This is a genomic window from Slackia equolifaciens, assembly GCF_003725995.1.
GTDB classification, from domain to species: Bacteria; Actinomycetota; Coriobacteriia; order Coriobacteriales; family Eggerthellaceae; genus Slackia; species Slackia equolifaciens.
Genome location: NZ_QIBX01000014.1, coordinates 1 through 16,063, shown reverse-complemented (window position 1 = coordinate 16,063; position 16,063 = coordinate 1). Strand labels below are relative to the sequence as shown.

Annotated in this window: 10 protein-coding genes and 1 riboswitch; of the genes, 7 read left to right on the top strand and 3 right to left on the bottom strand. The window is 58.6% G+C overall.

Features of this window, described 5'->3' with window-relative positions:
* Positions 1 to 475 precede the first annotated feature (475 nt).
* Genes DMP06_RS07875 through DMP06_RS07865 form a run of 3 tightly spaced genes read left to right on the top strand, consistent with a single transcriptional unit; the run spans position 476 to position 7,761 of the window.
* On the top strand, positions 476 to 5,527 hold the full coding sequence (locus DMP06_RS07875) for an InlB B-repeat-containing protein (protein WP_123209197.1): 5,052 nt from the start codon (positions 476 to 478) through the stop codon (positions 5,525 to 5,527).
* The gene (locus tag DMP06_RS07870; protein WP_123209196.1) at positions 5,455 to 7,179 is read left to right on the top strand and encodes a hypothetical protein; all 1,725 of its coding nucleotides are present in this window, start codon (positions 5,455 to 5,457) and stop codon (positions 7,177 to 7,179) included. Before DMP06_RS07875 ends, DMP06_RS07870 begins: the two co-directional genes overlap by 73 nt.
* A gap of 15 nt (positions 7,180 to 7,194) precedes the next feature.
* Positions 7,195 to 7,761, top strand: a complete 567-nt coding sequence (locus tag DMP06_RS07865) for a hypothetical protein (protein WP_123209195.1) — start codon at positions 7,195 to 7,197, stop codon at positions 7,759 to 7,761.
* A 64-nt stretch (positions 7,762 to 7,825) separates the two neighbouring features.
* On the opposite strand, the gene DMP06_RS07860 is transcribed toward DMP06_RS07865, so the two are convergent.
* Positions 7,826 to 8,458 (bottom strand): DUF4143 domain-containing protein, encoded by a 633-nt coding sequence (locus tag DMP06_RS07860; RefSeq protein WP_380783531.1) that lies wholly within the window; start codon positions 8,456 to 8,458, stop codon positions 7,826 to 7,828.
* 65 nt (positions 8,459 to 8,523) lie between these two features.
* Between DMP06_RS07860 and DMP06_RS07855 the strand changes: the two genes are divergently transcribed.
* Positions 8,524 to 10,182, top strand: coding sequence for an amidohydrolase (locus tag DMP06_RS07855; RefSeq protein ID WP_123209193.1), 1,659 nt, complete (start codon positions 8,524 to 8,526; stop codon positions 10,180 to 10,182).
* A gap of 52 nt (positions 10,183 to 10,234) precedes the next feature.
* On the opposite strand, the gene DMP06_RS07850 is transcribed toward DMP06_RS07855, so the two are convergent.
* Together DMP06_RS07850 and DMP06_RS07845 are read right to left on the bottom strand one after the other, a co-directional pair.
* Complete coding sequence (locus DMP06_RS07850) at positions 10,235 to 11,539, bottom strand: HipA domain-containing protein (RefSeq protein ID WP_123209192.1); 1,305 nt, start codon at positions 11,537 to 11,539, stop codon at positions 10,235 to 10,237.
* Positions 11,532 to 11,756, bottom strand: coding sequence for a helix-turn-helix transcriptional regulator (locus DMP06_RS07845; RefSeq protein ID WP_123209191.1), 225 nt, complete (start codon positions 11,754 to 11,756; stop codon positions 11,532 to 11,534). The genes DMP06_RS07850 and DMP06_RS07845 overlap by 8 nt, the downstream gene beginning before the upstream one ends.
* 265 nt (positions 11,757 to 12,021) lie before the next feature.
* Positions 12,022 to 12,191, top strand: a riboswitch (Lysine riboswitch).
* Between the two features lie 217 nt (positions 12,192 to 12,408).
* Between DMP06_RS07845 and DMP06_RS07840 the strand changes: the two genes are divergently transcribed.
* The 3 genes from DMP06_RS07840 (at position 12,409) to dapB (ending at position 15,724) form a co-directional block, all read left to right on the top strand.
* Positions 12,409 to 13,686, top strand: coding sequence for a diaminopimelate decarboxylase (locus DMP06_RS07840; protein ID WP_123209190.1), 1,278 nt, complete (start codon positions 12,409 to 12,411; stop codon positions 13,684 to 13,686).
* Positions 13,687 to 13,974: 288 nt separating this feature from the next.
* Positions 13,975 to 14,898, top strand: coding sequence for a 4-hydroxy-tetrahydrodipicolinate synthase (gene dapA / locus DMP06_RS07835; RefSeq protein ID WP_245962432.1), 924 nt, complete (start codon positions 13,975 to 13,977; stop codon positions 14,896 to 14,898).
* A gap of 106 nt (positions 14,899 to 15,004) precedes the next feature.
* Positions 15,005 to 15,724: a 4-hydroxy-tetrahydrodipicolinate reductase gene (dapB, locus tag DMP06_RS07830; RefSeq protein WP_123209189.1), complete on the top strand. Its 720-nt coding sequence runs from the start codon at positions 15,005 to 15,007 to the stop codon at positions 15,722 to 15,724.
* Positions 15,725 to 16,063: the final 339 nt, after the last annotated feature.

Here is a 16,063-nt window from a genome sequence, read left to right as displayed (position 1 = left end):
AAAAGACGTCCGCCAGGCCGAGTTTGCGGCCGATGTGCTTTTCCCTCTAGACAGGCGGAAAGCAAATAGCGAGCAAGTGAAAAGCAAGTGGCGAGCAAATTAGAAACAGATGCAATTGCCCCAGAAAGCAAATAAGAAGCAAGCGGAGGGCAAATAGCGCGCAAGTGAGGCCGCCCAAAACGGGTGGCAACCAACCAGCATCCACAAAAAAACAAAGCCCACCAGTAAGCGCCGCCCGCCGCCCATCTCACAAATAAGCGGTTTCCTTCAGAAACTTTGCTTAATGGCGTCTTAAAGAGTGCTAAACTATACACATATGTCGGCTCGCGCAGGCGCGTCGGCGTTGAAAAATGAATATCTCAAGATGTAGAACCCCGCGACTCACGAATTCATAGGCACGTCCGACAACGTAATAAGCACGTTAGCCCAAAGCTGTACGGCAAAGTCAGATGCAAGCTAGTAGAGGTGTATCGGCATGATGAGGCTAATCGAACTTAAGGATACGTTCGTCGGCAAAGCCCTTGCGGTGTTCGTATCCGTCCTCCTGGCCACGTCGCTCATAAACGTGGCCGCATTCGCCACGGGCGAGGAGGGAAATTCCACCACTCCTTACCAGGAGACAATTGAAGACAGGGCGACCGAAGAGGCGCCTGCTCAAACCGAGCAGGTGTCCGACGACGCTGCGCAACAGCCGACTGCTGACCAGTCGGCCACCGAGCAGACCGATGAGTCTGCAACGGTGGATGACAGCGCAAGCCAGGCGTCGGGCTCGGACGTAGAGGCCACCAATGAGGCTTCTTCTGAGAGCGGTCAGGAAAAGGCTCCGGCCGACGACGGCGATAGCTCCGGCGCGTCCACCGAGCAGGACAACGCCGGCCAGGCGGCCGATCAGACTGAGCAGGTGCAGGTGCAGCTCAAGCTGGCACATGCCACGCTGGTGGTTGACAGCAAAACCGTTGCGTCTGACGCTACCAACCTCACCGCTGATGCCAACAAGAAACTCGAGTTCAAGGCCGTTGCCGATACCGGCTATGAGCTCGACAAGGTGAAGGCCGAAAACAACGGCCAGGCAATTGAACTGACGAAAAAGGAAGGCGCCCAGGACACCTACACGGTGGCGGCGTCCGATGTTGCTAATGGGCTAACGATCAAAGTCGAAACCAAGGCCGTGGAAGAAGACCAGGCCAACGAGTCGACGGATGAGTCGAAGGATGAGTCTGCGGAAGGCACCGAGGGTACCGAAGAAGGTACCGACGATGCCGCATCCACCGACGAAGCCACCGAGGGCGAAGAGGCCACCGAAGGCGAGGACGCTGCCGAAGAGTCCACCACGTCCGAGGAAGTCACCAATGAAGTGACGGATGCCATGGATGCCGTGAGCAACGGCATTTCGCTGCTGGCGGCAGGAGATTCGGCTGACGACCCGATTATTCTCGAGCCCGGTGAAAGCTATCCTCTCACGACAGGTTATGAGCGGGATGCCACCTGGTGGATGAAAAAATCGTCGGATTATAGTTGGACCCAAAGTAGAAACGAGCGGGATATCACCGCAGTTGCTGGTGCAACATTGGAAGGCATCAGCAATGGTGGTTCCGCATTTGGCTACAGCTGGGACGCGGAAGCAACCTTCACCCTCAACGAGGACGCTCAACCCGGTGATACCTATCAGGTCCGCTATAGCCGGAACAATACTGTCTATGCTACCTTCTACTTCCAGGTAGCTGATAGCACTCGTGCGACGCTTAGGTTCGATGACAATATCGACTATGGTTATGTTGAAAACATGCCCTCGAATCAGACCGTTAACAAGGGGGATGAAGTCATAATCCCCGATAATGAACCTTCGCGCTACGGTGATTACACTTTTGCAGGATGGTCCACGGATCCCGACGCGACAACCGCGGAATATCAGCCTGGTGACAAGATTGAGAACTTCACCGAGAGCATGACGCTCTACGCTGTCTGGCAGCAGCAGGTTACTATCCAATTCAGTCTCAACGGTGGTAACGGGACTACACCTGATAGCATCAGTGCGAAGACGGGCGACATCATCAACCTGCCTGATGGAAGCGGAATCTATCGAAACGGATATGAGCTTCTCGGCTGGTCAACCGAGCGTGACTCAAATACGGTAAACAATGAGACGGGCGTAGATGCCGAAAAGCCTCCCGTGTATGCTTTGGGGGATGCGTTTGAAGTATCCGAAAGCGATACCCTTTACGCTGTTTGGGCGCAGGTGGAGGGCACGCAGGACGGCAAGATTTCGATCGCGGTTCGTTACGATGGTGTAATTCCGTCTGAGCCATCGCTAAATAATGACCATTACGAGTACTTAGTGAGCGGTCGGTACGTAGATAACGTCTTAGATTACTTTACGCCTGCTCACACTACGGTTGGTGCGGGTGCTGTCGAAGGGGCGCTGACCGAGTATTTCTATTCTGAAGTTGAGCGGATTAACGAGCAGAGCGGCAATAGTTTCTGGAATCCCGAAACTCAGTATATTGAATGGTATGTCATCAAGTATCAGGGAAATGACAGCACTTGGCATATCGACGGTGTTTGCCGTGATATTTCTAAGGTGAATCTGGACTATAGCGGCAATGGCTATACCACAGGTTTGGTTCCGCGTGGCGCGCAGTATGACAAGGGCGAGACCGCTACAGTGTCTCAACCTGGTGCCTATGGGTACTATGGGGAATGGCAGGAGATGGTCAAGTCCGGATATGTGTTCGTATGCTGGAATACCGAGAGCGATGGTTCCGGGCAGGACTATTATCCCGGCGGTGAAATCACGCTAAATGAAGACACCACTCTGTATGCAAAGTGGGAGCTCAAGAATAATGTAACAATTAAATATGAAGCGGTTGGAAACGGCATGGTTTCACGCGATTCTGAGGGACTGAATCCCGATACCGGAGTGGCTAAGGGCTCGACCGCGACAGCCAACGACGGAGCAAAGTTTGTCGGCTGGTACGACGATGAGAAGTGCGAAGGCGAGCCGGTATCCACGGATGCCACCTATGTGCCTAACCGTCCCGATGGCGGCTGGGTCAACGGAACGACCTACTACGCCAAGTTCATAAGTGGTTCTCGCGTTCAATTTGACCTGAACGACACCGAGGGTTCCACTCAGGCTACATGGGAAAATGCCCCCGACAACCTAATTGTTGGCAAGAAGGCCACGTGGAACGAAGACTCCGGTGTCATGGAGATTGAGGATAACGACAACTACTATCTCCATGAGGGCTACTTCTACTATCGGGACACCGTAACCAAGCCAGAATCCGATCCGCGGCGTCCGGGCTACACTTTTGCTGGCTGGCTGAAGCAGGACGGAAGCGACCAGTATTGGCTGACCGACGATGGCGCATCGCTTAGCTATCCTTATAACGAGGATGGCCTAGGCGATGACACCCTAACTTTCAAGGCTCAGTGGGTTGAGAATAAAGTTAAAGTCACTTATGAAGCTGAGTCCAACGGGTCCATTTCCAATCCGGGAACTATAGAGATTGGCAAAGCAACCGCAGACGGTATTCAGGCGAGCGCGGCAACCCCGAATACGGGATATGAATTTGCGGGTTGGTATAACGGCGAAACCCTCGCTTCTGAGGATGCTACGCTGACGACGGCTGAGGCAATTGCGGCATTGAATAAGGCCGAGGATGGCACATACGTCAATACAACTTTTACTGCAAAGTTCGCACCGCGGGACGACACCGCCTACACGGTCAAGCACTGGTTCCAGAACGTCGAGGACGACGACTACAGCCAGAACACCGAGTCCTACCCCGACGAGAGCCTGACCGGCACCACCGGCCAGCAGACCGCCGCGGCCGCCAAGGACGTCACCGGCTTCACCGCCAAGGCCTTCGAGCAGGCTGAGATCGCCGCCGACGGCTCCACCGTGGTGAACATCTACTACGACCGCAACGTCTACGACGTGGTCTACAAGATCACCGGCGAGTTCTTCGCCAACGACAACTACAAGACCGTCGAGGACGTGCGCTTCGGCGCCGACCTCGAGCTCATCGGCGACGACATGAGCAAGCAGGGCTACGTCTGGAGCGAGTGGTCCGGCCTGCCCGGGACCATGCCCGCCGAGGACGTCGAGGTGACCGGCTCCTACAGCGCCGCCACCGACACCGCCTACACGGTCAAGCACTGGTTCCAGAACGTCGAGGACGACGACTACAGCCAGAACACCGAGTCCTACCCCGACGAGAGCCTGACCGGCACCACCGGCCAGCAGACCGCCGCGGCCGCCAAGGACGTCACCGGCTTCACCGCCAAGGCCTTCGAGCAGGCTGAGATCGCCGCCGACGGCTCCACCGTGGTGAACATCTACTACGACCGCAACGTCTACGACGTGGTCTACAAGATCACCGGCGAGTTCTTCGCCAACGACAACTACAAGACCGTCGAGGACGTGCGCTTCGGCGCCGACCTCGAGCTCATCGGCGACGACATGAGCAAGCAGGGCTACGTCTGGAGCGAGTGGTCCGGCCTGCCCGGGACCATGCCCGCCGAGGACGTCGAGGTGACCGGCTCCTACAGCGCGATAACTGATAACCTGTCCGTTAAGGGCTACAACGACGTCTATGACGGCGATCCTCATGGCGTGACTGTCGAAGGCACACTTGATACCGACGAGATTCGTTATCTGGTCAACAATGAAGAAGTTGAGAACTCCTTCACCAACGTGGCCGATAGCACCGACGAGGTGACCGTTAAGGTTTATCGCGACGGTGTTGAGATTTGGTCTGGCACCGCTGCGGTGACCATCTCCCCGCGCCCGGTGACTGCATCTGGTTCTGTGAGCAAGGTGTATGACGGCACTGACGACCTGCTTGAGGATGTTGAACTCACGCTTGCTGGCGAAGAGGGCAATATCGATAGCGGCGTGGTCGATGGCGACGATCTCTTCGTTACCGCCATCTCCAAGGGCGATGTCTCTTACGCTCAGGCTGACAAGCATGAGAACCTCTCGCTCGTTACTGAGAACGAGGACGGTCTCATCGGTCTGGCTGACTTGACGGGTGACGACGCGGATAACTACAAGCTGCTCTCCGTCGCGGTCAACGGCACCATTACGCACCAGACCATCGACCCCGGCGAGGACCCGGATAATCCTGATCCGTCTTACAACGGCATCAAGATTTCTGACCCTGAGGACCAGGTGTACGACGGCGGCTATCAGACGCCTGAGATTCGCGTGACCGACAAGGACGGCAACGCGCTTACTCTGGGCAAGGACTACACCATCGAGTATGACAACAACGTCAACGCCACTACGGGCGAAGAGTTGGCCACCGTCACCATTACTGGTATGGGCAACTACAAGGGCGAGGTTACTAAGTCCTTCAAGATTGCTCCGTCCGCGGCGACCATCCTGGTCAACGATTCCTCTAAGGGGTCTACGGCGAGAAGGATCCTGAGGGCTACAACGGTTACTCCGTGGTGCTCACGGGCACCGATAAACCGCTCTACAGCAATGTGGAGAATGAGCCCGGCGTGGTCGACACTTTAGGCGACATCACTGTCGTTCGCCCGGGCGAAGGCACCGACGAGAACGTTGACGTGTACGCCGACGCGCTCGATGCCACGGTTGAGGGCCTGAACCCCAACTACACCTACACGGTGGACAAGGGTAACTTCACCATTACCGCTGCCGATGGTAACGAGGTGACGATTAGTCACGACGCTACCGCCGAAGGCTTTACCAAGACCTACGACGGTCAGCCCATCTCCATCGAGGCCACGGCCTCCAAGGACGGCTCCACGCTGTGGTTCTCTAAGGATGGTGAGACTTGGTCCACCGAGAAGCCCAGCATCACTAACGTTGGAACCCTGACCATCTACGTGAAGGCGACGAATCCCAACTACAAGGACTCCGCCGTTGTGAGCGCTACCATTCAGGTAACCGCCCGTCCGGTGACCATCACCACCAACGACGCAGCCAAGGTGTTTGACGGTACCGAGCTCACCAACGAGACCTACGAGGTCACCTCTGGCTCCTTCGTCGATGGCGAGACCTACGGCGTGGACTTTGGCGATAGCGGCCAGACTGCTGTTGGCGTGAGCGAGAACGACGCCACGGTTGTGTTCGCGGGCGAGGGAAACGAGTACACCGCACAGGCCGACAACTACAGCGTTACGGTTGCGCCCGGCACGCTGCAGGTGTTCCCGCAGTCCATCGACCCGACTGACCCCGATCCTGAGAATCCGGATCCGGACGATCCGAACCCCGGTGACCCCGATCCCGACAACCCGGATCAGCCGTTCTACACGGGCGCCACGGTCGATGATCCTCAGGATGTGGACTACAATGGCGAGGCTCAGGCTTGGGAGCCCACGGTGACCAACTCTCAGGGCGTCGTTCTTACGAAGGACGTTGACTACACCGTCACGTACTCCGAGGACGTAGTGAACGCCGGTACCGTTACGGTGACCATTGAGGGCATAGGCGACTATCGCGGCAAGGTTGAGAAGACCTACGAGATTCGCCAGGTGGAGCTTGTTATTACTACGCCTAGCGCGAGCAAGACCTACGACGGCACGCCCCTCACCGCTGACCGCTATGTGGTTCAGGGACTGCAGGGCGATGACGATGTGGTTGTGGATGTGTATGGTTCGCGCACCGAAGTGGGCCAGAGCACCAATGCGTTCGCGATTACCGATTGGGTTAACACCGAGCGCGGCAACTACCGTGTGATTTCGAACCCCGGTATCCTGACCGTGAATCCCGCGCCGGCCGACCCCGACCCCACGCCTGATCCGACGCCCGACAACCCGGGCGGCGGCGACACGCCCGGAACGCCCACCCCGGGCACGGATACCCCCACCACGCCCACCGGCACGGATGAGGGCGCCGACGAAGGCACCGAAGACGATGCGACCGCCGAAGAGGCCATCGCCGACGACACCATCCCTATGGCTTCCGGCGACCGCGGCACCACCGAGTCCATCGCCGACGATGCAACGCCTCTGGCGAACGGCGCTGACCAGCATGAGAACTGCTGGGTGCACTGGGTGATGATCCTGGGACTCGTGCTCTCGGTCATCTACTTCGCAGGCGTGGGCATCCGCCGCAGCCGCTACACGAGCGACCTGCATGTTTACGAGAACCAGGTTCTGGGCGTCGATGACGAGCAGAACCCCAACCAAAACGCCGCAGCGTAAGGGAGGAGGATTAGGATGAAGAAGATCAACGTCGTTCTTACCGTTGTCCTGGCAGCCGTTTCCGCCTTCCTGCTTTGGCTATGGTACTGGCTGGGCTTCAACCAGGTCGACCAGCCGCTGGACCTCATTGTGAGCGTCGTCTGGTGGGCGGTCATCGTGATTGGCGTGATTGCAGTGGTGAAAACCGAGCAGAAGCGCCAGCACCAGATTCGCACCATGTTCGTGGCCGATGGCCAGTTCTACAACAGCGAGACGGGGCTGCGTTCCGTGGCCCCCGGCGCCACCGCCACCGCCTCCATCGCAGGCGCGCTCGCCAACCTGGAGTACGGCTTCTCCAAGGCCAACGAGCCCGATCTGAAGGATGCGAACAACCCCATCGAGTACAAGTGGGTGGTGCGCACCGATAAGTTCAAGCCCGCTGAGGCCGGCTCGCAGACGGGGGCTCAGGGTGGAGCTTCTGCCCAGTCCGCCGAGGGTCAGCCTGAGTCTCAGGAAACCTGGGAGGGCGAGGTGGTCGAGGTTGCCACCGGCACCGCGAAGCCTTTCGCCTCGCGCGAGGAGCTGGCCGCCATCATCGGCTAGTGCTTTGCCTCAATAGCAATTCGCATGAAGCGCCCCGGTAATTCCGGGGCGCTTCTGCGTTGTGTCACCACGTGGGTGGCGCGAACACCTCGCCTTTAAGATTGCTTCCGTGAAAATCGCGTGCAATAGCGGGAAGCATGTAAAGGGGAAGGTAATGCACCGTGCCGCCTTCGCGTTCTTCGGCGGACACATTACCCTCGGACAGTACATACGCGTACTCGATGGCATACTCCCTGTTCTTCATCAGATTGTTCAGCGCCACGTGTCGTTTGTAATCCTTGCCCGATTTCACCTCAACGGGCACGACGTCGCCCGCATCGGTTTCGGCGATGAAGTCCACTTCGCCCACACGGCTGGAATGGAAGTAATGAAGCGGCACGTTGGCAGCGGCAAGCTCTTGGGCAACCGCATTCTCGTACACCGCGCCAAAATTAACCCGCTTCTCGCCGGCAAGTGCCGCCAGAGCAACGTTTGAGCGGTAGCGGGCCATGAGCATGCTCACATCCGATTGGTACAGCTTGAACCTGCCTTTTTCCTCGCTCCGTTCAAGCATGGGGCGCGGGTCGGTGATGTTGGTAGTTTTGAGAGCGGCCTTGGCGCCCACGAGCCAAGCGAAATCGTTGGCGTAGCGCTCGTAGCGCGGGGTGCCGTCAATGGATTTTATCTGGAAGCGTTTGCTCTCTAGTTGCGCTAGAATCGTGCGGCAGAAGAAGCGCGAGCGCGAATGCGTTGCCCCATATACGCAAAAGGATGAGGATAGACGTGACCCAGCAAACCAGCCAGCAACTCTACAGCGATCACGACGGTTCGGCCGCTTGCGCGGGCGAGACCGCCACGGACATAACCTCCACGGGCATGGTTATCACGAGCGTAACCGACACGGACATAGTCACCGCGGGCGAGACAGCCACGGACGCAGTCACCACGAGCGAGACCGCCACGGACGCCACGGGTGTAACCGCCCACAAGGCCCCCGCCGACCGGGCAACCGCGGCGCGGCAGATACCCCGATATGCTCCCGCCGAGGATCCCACTCGCGCCGCCGAACGCAAGGCGCTCACCATGTTCCGACGCCATCTGCATCGCATTCCCGAGCTGGATTTCAACCTGCCCGAAACCATTGCCTACGTAACCGAGCAGCTCAACAAGGCGCGCGATTTGGTTGCGGAGTCGCACGGCGAGGGTGCGTGCACGGTGTTCTCGCCCTGCAAGAGCGCAGTGTGCGCGTTCTTCGACCGCGGCTCCCAGCATGCAACTGCCATTCGCTCCGACATGGACGCGCTTCCCGTAACCGAGATGACCATGATGCCTTACGCCTCGCAGCATAAGGGGCGCATGCACGCCTGCGGGCACGACGGTCACATGTCTATGGTGCTGGCGCTGGCGCAGTGGCTTGCTGCCTACTTCGACGATTTGCCGCGTAGTGTGCTCTTGGTGTTTCAGCCTGCCGAGGAGACCACGGGCGGCGCCAATGATATATGCAAGTCGGGCGTGTTCGAGCGCTATAACGTAGATCGCATCTTTGGCTTCCACCTTTGGCCCGATTTGCCTGCCGGTCAAATTGCCAGCCGTCCCGGCGCGCTGCTCGCCGCCGCCAATGAAACCACCGCGATGTTCTATGGAAAATCGACCCATATCGCAAAGGCGGCGGATGGCGCCGACGCGCTTGAGGCGTGCGCGCGTTTTTATCTGGATGCGTACGATTACATGGCGCAGCGAGAGAAAGAGGAACCGTGCCTGCTGAAGTTCGGCCACATGGAGGCGGGCACGGTGCGCAACGCCATCGCGGGCCGTGCGGTGGTGGAGGGCAGCCTGCGCACCTTCTCGGTTGAGATGGGCGAGCGGTGCCGGCGCGAGCTGCCGGAGCTTGCAAAGAAGCGGGCAGAGGAAACGGGCTGCGCGTGCAACGTGTATTTCGCCGACGGGTATCCGCCTGTCGTGAACGACCCCGCCTTGTACGAGATGGCCGCGAAGGCCCTGGCGGCCGCCGATGCGCGCCGCAACGCCGGGGCGTGCGGGCAGGCTACGGCGCAGGGCAAGGTGGCGGGACAAACGGCGAATACCGACCGTCCGGCAACGGGGCGGGAGGCTGCCGATTGCCAAGCGGACGAGGCCGGCAAGCGCCAGGCAGTCGCGCTTAATGCCCCGCAGCCGAGCGTAGACATCGTGGGCGCCCCTCACTTCGTGCGTGACGAGACGACCGTCCTGTCCACCCCGGCACCCGCCCTTGCGCCCGTCGAGCTGCCTGATCCTTTGCTCATAGCGGAGGACTTCGCCTTCTACCAGCGCCATCTTCCCGGTGTGTTCCTGCTGCTGGGAACGGGCACCGGCATCCCGCTGCATAGCGACGTCTTTGACTTCGACGAAAGCATCCTGCTGCAGGGGCTCGATGCCTACAAAGCGCTGGTCATGATGCCGTGATGGCGTGACACGGCGATGTTGGGCGCGGTGACATCGCGCCGCGTAACACGTGTCAGAGGCAGAATCGGCTTACGACGTCGATTCGCGGGGAGCAGTCTTCTTCAAGGCCATCTGCTATATAGGGCGCAGCCGGGAATCTATCAGCGACCTCGTTTGCCGCGGTGCGGATTGCGGGAATCAGGCCGTTCGCAATGGTTCTGCAGATGCGCTTGAGCGCGTTCGGCTTGAGTTCGAGATCGTCGGCGAGCCCTAAGAAATGTTCCGGCTCAATGCGTTCGATTTTTCGCTCCCCGCCAAGCGCCATTCCCATCTCGGTGGAAAACCGGGCGTAATATGTCGTGCTTACAAGGTCATAAAAAGGAGCCAACCGGAATCCTGTCTTGCCTGCACCGTGCGATATCGAAACGTTTTTCAAATGGTTGTCGCAATTGCCGATGAGATAGCAGTAGCAGAGCATGGCGACAAATCGGGATATGTCTTCAAGGGGCGTGGCGGATTCGTTGCGCAGGAAGCGTGCGATGGAATGCACCGTGCCGCCGGGAAGCTCCGTGTATTTGGATGCGGGATTCACTCCAAATGCCTGCGCGAAATCCTCCTGATGAAGCCGCTTTATAGTGAGAGTGCCGCGCTCGAAGCTCATGTGTCGGTCAAAGCGCTCGCTGCATACAATTGGGCCGCCAAGGGTCAAAAGCGCCGTCGTTGCAGTGGGGATTCCGCATGTTCGCGCGGCGCTCATACATATATATTCAAGCTCGGCCAGGCCTTCGAGACTACATCGCTTGAGTATGTGGCTCGATGCCGAAAACCCCAGCGGGCGGAGCCAGTTTCGATCGATGGGACAATTGGGCAAATGAGAAAGCCCGACTTTTCCTTGGGCTCCGGCAAGCGATAGGCTCGATGTCGCGTTTTGGCGCGCCATTGCAGGGAGGGACGAAAGAATATGGCGCATATCGTCATTGGAAAGCGGCGCGTAGCCCTCCTTCTCTTCTTCTATTGTCTTTTTCAAGGAGTCGGCGTTATCGCGGGAGTCGGACCCGACAACAATCAGGTCACCTATGCAGTCTTTCCCGCATGCCTCAAGAAGGCTCAAATAGTCTTCTTCTCGGATGCCAAGGCTGCCTGCAAGTGCTGTTCTTGCCGTGGCTTCAGGCAGAAGACCCTCGAAATACGGCCTGAATTGAGTTTCGGGAAACGGGGCTTGGCCGATGGGAAGCGAAACCGACAAGGGAAATCGGGCGTTTTGCTCGAGATATGATTGCGCATAAACAAAGATGCGCTCATCACGGCTTATGGTACCGATATGGGTTGGCGAATGGAGCTCAAGGCGGAATATGTGGAGAAAAGAGCTGTCATTCATTGTCCAGCCTGCTTTCTGCGAATAGATTGATGCCGAGGGTTTGCGTCACGCGTAGCGTTTTTTCCAACTCGGCGGTGGGTTTTCCGCGTTCAAGCTGGGACACAAATGTAAGCCCCACGCCGCTGAAGTCGGCGAGCATGCTTTGGGTGTATCCGCGTCTTTTTCGTTCGGCGCGAATAATCGAGCCGAGTTCTTCTGCGCTATTAAAACGAATCATGTGTAGTCCCTTGTTTAATGCGTACGCATAAATATAAGTAATTTGTATGGTAATTTATGCGTACGCATAAATCAAGGCAATGCAAGAAGGAATTAATACGTACGCATAAATCTATGGATCGGGATAGGCCATCAGGCAGGGCTGGATTTCGAGGCTTTTCTCGCCGCCAACGAGCTTGTGCTATGCATCAAGCTGCAAATGAGCCCTTTTTCATGCATCCTGCCGCGTAACTGTTGACTACAGCGCGCTAAAGCGGTACCTTCAAACGCACGATAGAGGCGCGAGTGCGATGAGCTGCGGAGGAGCCGGCAGGCTGCGATTCCGCGGGGAGGCAAGCTCGCCGAATTCGGGCGCCGGGCGCGGCGTTCCGGGTGGGCCTGCGGGAAACACCTGCAGGACTGTCTGCGGGGAGGCTGCAGGTGCGCTATCTTGCTGAAGGCTCGTCTGCGGCGGGTCGTGCGTAACGTTCGCCAGCAGGGCAGCCGCCTTGCTGGCGTTTTTCGTTTGCGGCAGCAATGCAAACGAAAGACGTCGTTTTGACGGTGGAAATCGGCATTTCCGTGAATTTCACCGTCAAAAATGACGCACAGCGCGCGTTGCACCGCGCTCTCTCCGCAGCGCCCGACAACAAGAAAGCGAGATTGAAAGCACCATGCAAAAGAAGCCCTTCGCCACAAAAGAGCAGCTGGAGGCTATTGCGGCACAGTTCCCTACGCCGTTTCACCTCTATGACGAGGCAGGTATCCGCCGCAACGTGGAGGCCATGCGCGATGCGTTTTCGTGGAATCCTGGCTTCCGCGAGTATTTCGCCGTCAAGGCAACGCCTAACCCGTTCCTCATCAACATTCTGCGCGAGTACGGGTGCGGCTGCGACTGCGCCACCGGCGTGGAGCTCATGCTGGCCGATGCATGCGGCGCTCACGGCCACGATCTGATGTTCTCGTCCAACGAGACTCCGGCTGCCGATTATGCGTTGGCCGATGAGCTGGGTGCCATCATCAACCTGGACGACATCACGCACATCGATTTCCTCGAACAGACCATCGGGCACATTCCCGATACCATCAGCTGTCGCTACAACCCCGGCGGGCTGTTCGAAATCAGCAACGGCATCATGGACAATCCAGGCGATGCCAAATACGGCATGACCACCGAGCAGCTGTTCGAGGCGTTTCGCATTCTCAAGTCAAAGGGCGCCAAGAACTTCGGTATACATGCTTTCCTGTGCAGCAATACCGTGACCAACGATTACTACCCCGAGCTTGCGAAGGTGCTGTTCAATCTGGCCGTTCGCCTGCAAGAGGAGACGGGCGCGCACATTGCGTTCATCAATCTTTCGGGCGGCGTGGGCATTCCGTACTCGCCCGACCAAGAACCCAACGACATTCGCGTGATAGGCGAGGGCGTGCGCCGCGTGTACGAGGAGGTGCTGGTGCCCGCCGGTATGGGCGATGTTGCCATCTATACCGAGCTCGGCCGCTTCATGATGGGCCCCTATGGCTGCCTGATCACGCGCGCCATTCACGAGAAGCATATCTATAAGGAATACATCGGCGTGGATGCATGCGCGGCCAATCTGATGCGCCCGGCCATCTACGGCGCCTACCACCACATCACGGTGGCGGGCAAGGAGGATTGGCCCTGCGACCATATCTACGATGTGGTGGGCGGCCTGTGCGAAAACAACGACAAGTTCGCCATCGACCGCGCGCTGCCGCGCATCGACCGAGGCGACCTGCTGGTCATCCACGACACGGGCGCGCATGGGCACTCTATGGGCTACAACTACAACGGCAAGCTACGCAGCGCCGAGGTATTGCTGCGCGAGGACGGAAGCGCCCAGCTCATCCGACGCGCCGAGACCCCGGCGGATTACTTTGCCACCCTGGATTGCTTCCCCGAATACGAGCAGCTGGTCAAGCGAAAGTAGCGGCCGCGCGGGCGGGATGTTGGCCTGAACAGGATGGACGTTGCCCCTAATAGGCGGGTCGTTGGTCCGAGAGGCAGACGTTGGCCCGAGCGGCAAGGTTTTCGTCGGCGTGCGGCGGAGGGCCCGTGCTTGACGGCATGCCCCATCGGGAGGGTCATGCGGAGCCGTTAATCCGACCGCGAGGCGCCGTTAACCCGGCTGTCATCCGGGGGCGCCATAATGCACAGAGCGCTGCGAGCGCTAGTTCCGCAGCAGGCGCGAGATGACAAACGAAAGAGAAGATAGCGCGTGAGCGTCAACCCGAAGGAGATTGTCATGGGAAAGAGCTTGAGGGATTTGCAGGGTTCCATCGTTGCGTTGGTGACGCCGTTCGCGAAGGACGGCAGCGTTGATTTTGACGCGCTGGGCCGCCTGATCGATTTCCAGCTGGAAAACGGCACCGACGCCATTTTGGTGCTGGGCACCACGGGCGAGTCGTCCACCATGTCGCACGAAGAGGACGATGCGGTGTGCGAGTTCGCCGTTCAGCGTGTGGCGGGGCGCGTGCCGGTGATTGCGGGCAGCGGCTCCAACTCCACCGAGACCATGCTGGAGAAGTCGCTGAGCTTCCAGCGCCTGGGCGCCGACGGCCTGCTGCTGATCACGCCGTATTACAACAAGAGCAACGAAGAGGGCATCTATCAGCACTTCAAGACGGTGCTGGATGCGGTGGACATCCCGTGCATTCTGTACAACGTGCCCGGCCGTACCGGCTGCTCCATCAGTGAAAACAACGTGAAGCGTCTGTCGGTGCATCCTAACGCGTTCGGCATCAAGGAGGCGTCGGGCAACATTTCGTACGCCACCAAGATCGCACGCTACCTGTCGGACGACTTCGTGATGTTCTCGGGCAACGACGACATCGTGGTGCCCATGATGGCGCTGGGCGCGCGCGGCGTGATCAGCGTGTGGGCCAACGTGATGCCGGCCGAGGTGCACGAGATGTGCCAGGCTTTCATCGACGGCGACACCGACCGCGCGCTGTACACGCAGCTCAAGTGCCTGAAGTTCATCAACTCGCTGTTCTGCGAGGTCAACCCCATTCCCGTGAAGGCGGCGCTTGAGATGATGGGCTTCGGCGAGGCCGTGTATCGTCAGCCGCTGGGATCCATTTCTGATGCGGGCCGCGCTCAGGTGGCCGAGGCCATGCGCGAGCTGGGTTTGATTATCTAGCTCGCCCGGATTTTCGTTCGATTCGATGTCGACGGTCTGCTTCGGGTTCGTCGGCATTCACAGAGGCCGTCGGCCTCGCTCTAGGAAGATAAGGAAAAGGACTGCAATGATTAACGTACTGGTTATCGGCGACGGTCGAATGGGAACCATCGTTCGCGAGCTGGTCGAGGCTGATCCCGATATGGAGCTTGCGGGCGTTATCGGCTCAGGCAACCGCGAGGATTTGCTGGAAGCGGCCCCTGCTGTTGCTGTGGCTATCGACTTCTCGCACAAATCAATGTTCGATCTGGTGGAAGCCTATGTGAAGCGCACGCATGCGGCGCTGGTCAGCGGCACCACCGGCTACGACGATGATGAAATGGCCCGCTTGCGCTCCCTGGGCGATTTGGCGCCGGTCATTCACGCAGCCAATTATTCGCTGGGCGTTGCCGTGCTCAAGCGGCTTGCCGCCGAGGCCGCCCAGGCGCTTGAAGGCTGGGATATTGAGATCGTGGAGACGCATCATAACCAAAAGGTGGATGCTCCCAGCGGAACGGCGAACCTGCTGCTTAAGGCCGTCGATCCCGACGGCGCATGCGAGGTTGCCCATGGGCGCGAGGGCTTTACAGGCGTACGCCCCGCGAAGCAGATCGGCATGCATGCGCTGCGCGGGGGCACGGTCGCAGGCGTGCACGACGTGCACTTCTTCGGCCAAGACGAAGAGGTCACGCTCTCCCATCGCACGACTAGTCGCCGCATCTTTGCAACCGGTGCCCATGCGGCTGCAAAGAAGCTGGTGTCAAAGAAGCCGGGCTTCTATACGTTCGACCAGCTCATGTTCGAATAAATTGCGCTCGCTCGGGCTTGTGCGAGGTCATCCGCAAGCCCCAAGCGAGCATTCCGGTAAAGTGCGTAAATTTCGCACTCGTCCTGACACAGTTGTGCCCGAGTTTTGCCTTCCAGGCGCAACGATTAGGCTCGAAGATGGCGGATATATATGGCACAATCTGAATTTGGGATAAAAAATTGCGGTTTTCTACCGTTTGCGGGAGAGACCCTGATCGCGTGCCGAAAGTTGGTGTCACGGGCCGCTTTGAAGGAGAAGCGGCCATTGCCTAGAATCGATCGTTGCGAAGGTAACCGATTCGAGAGAAAGGCAACGGCCACCATGGACACTCTACAGGAA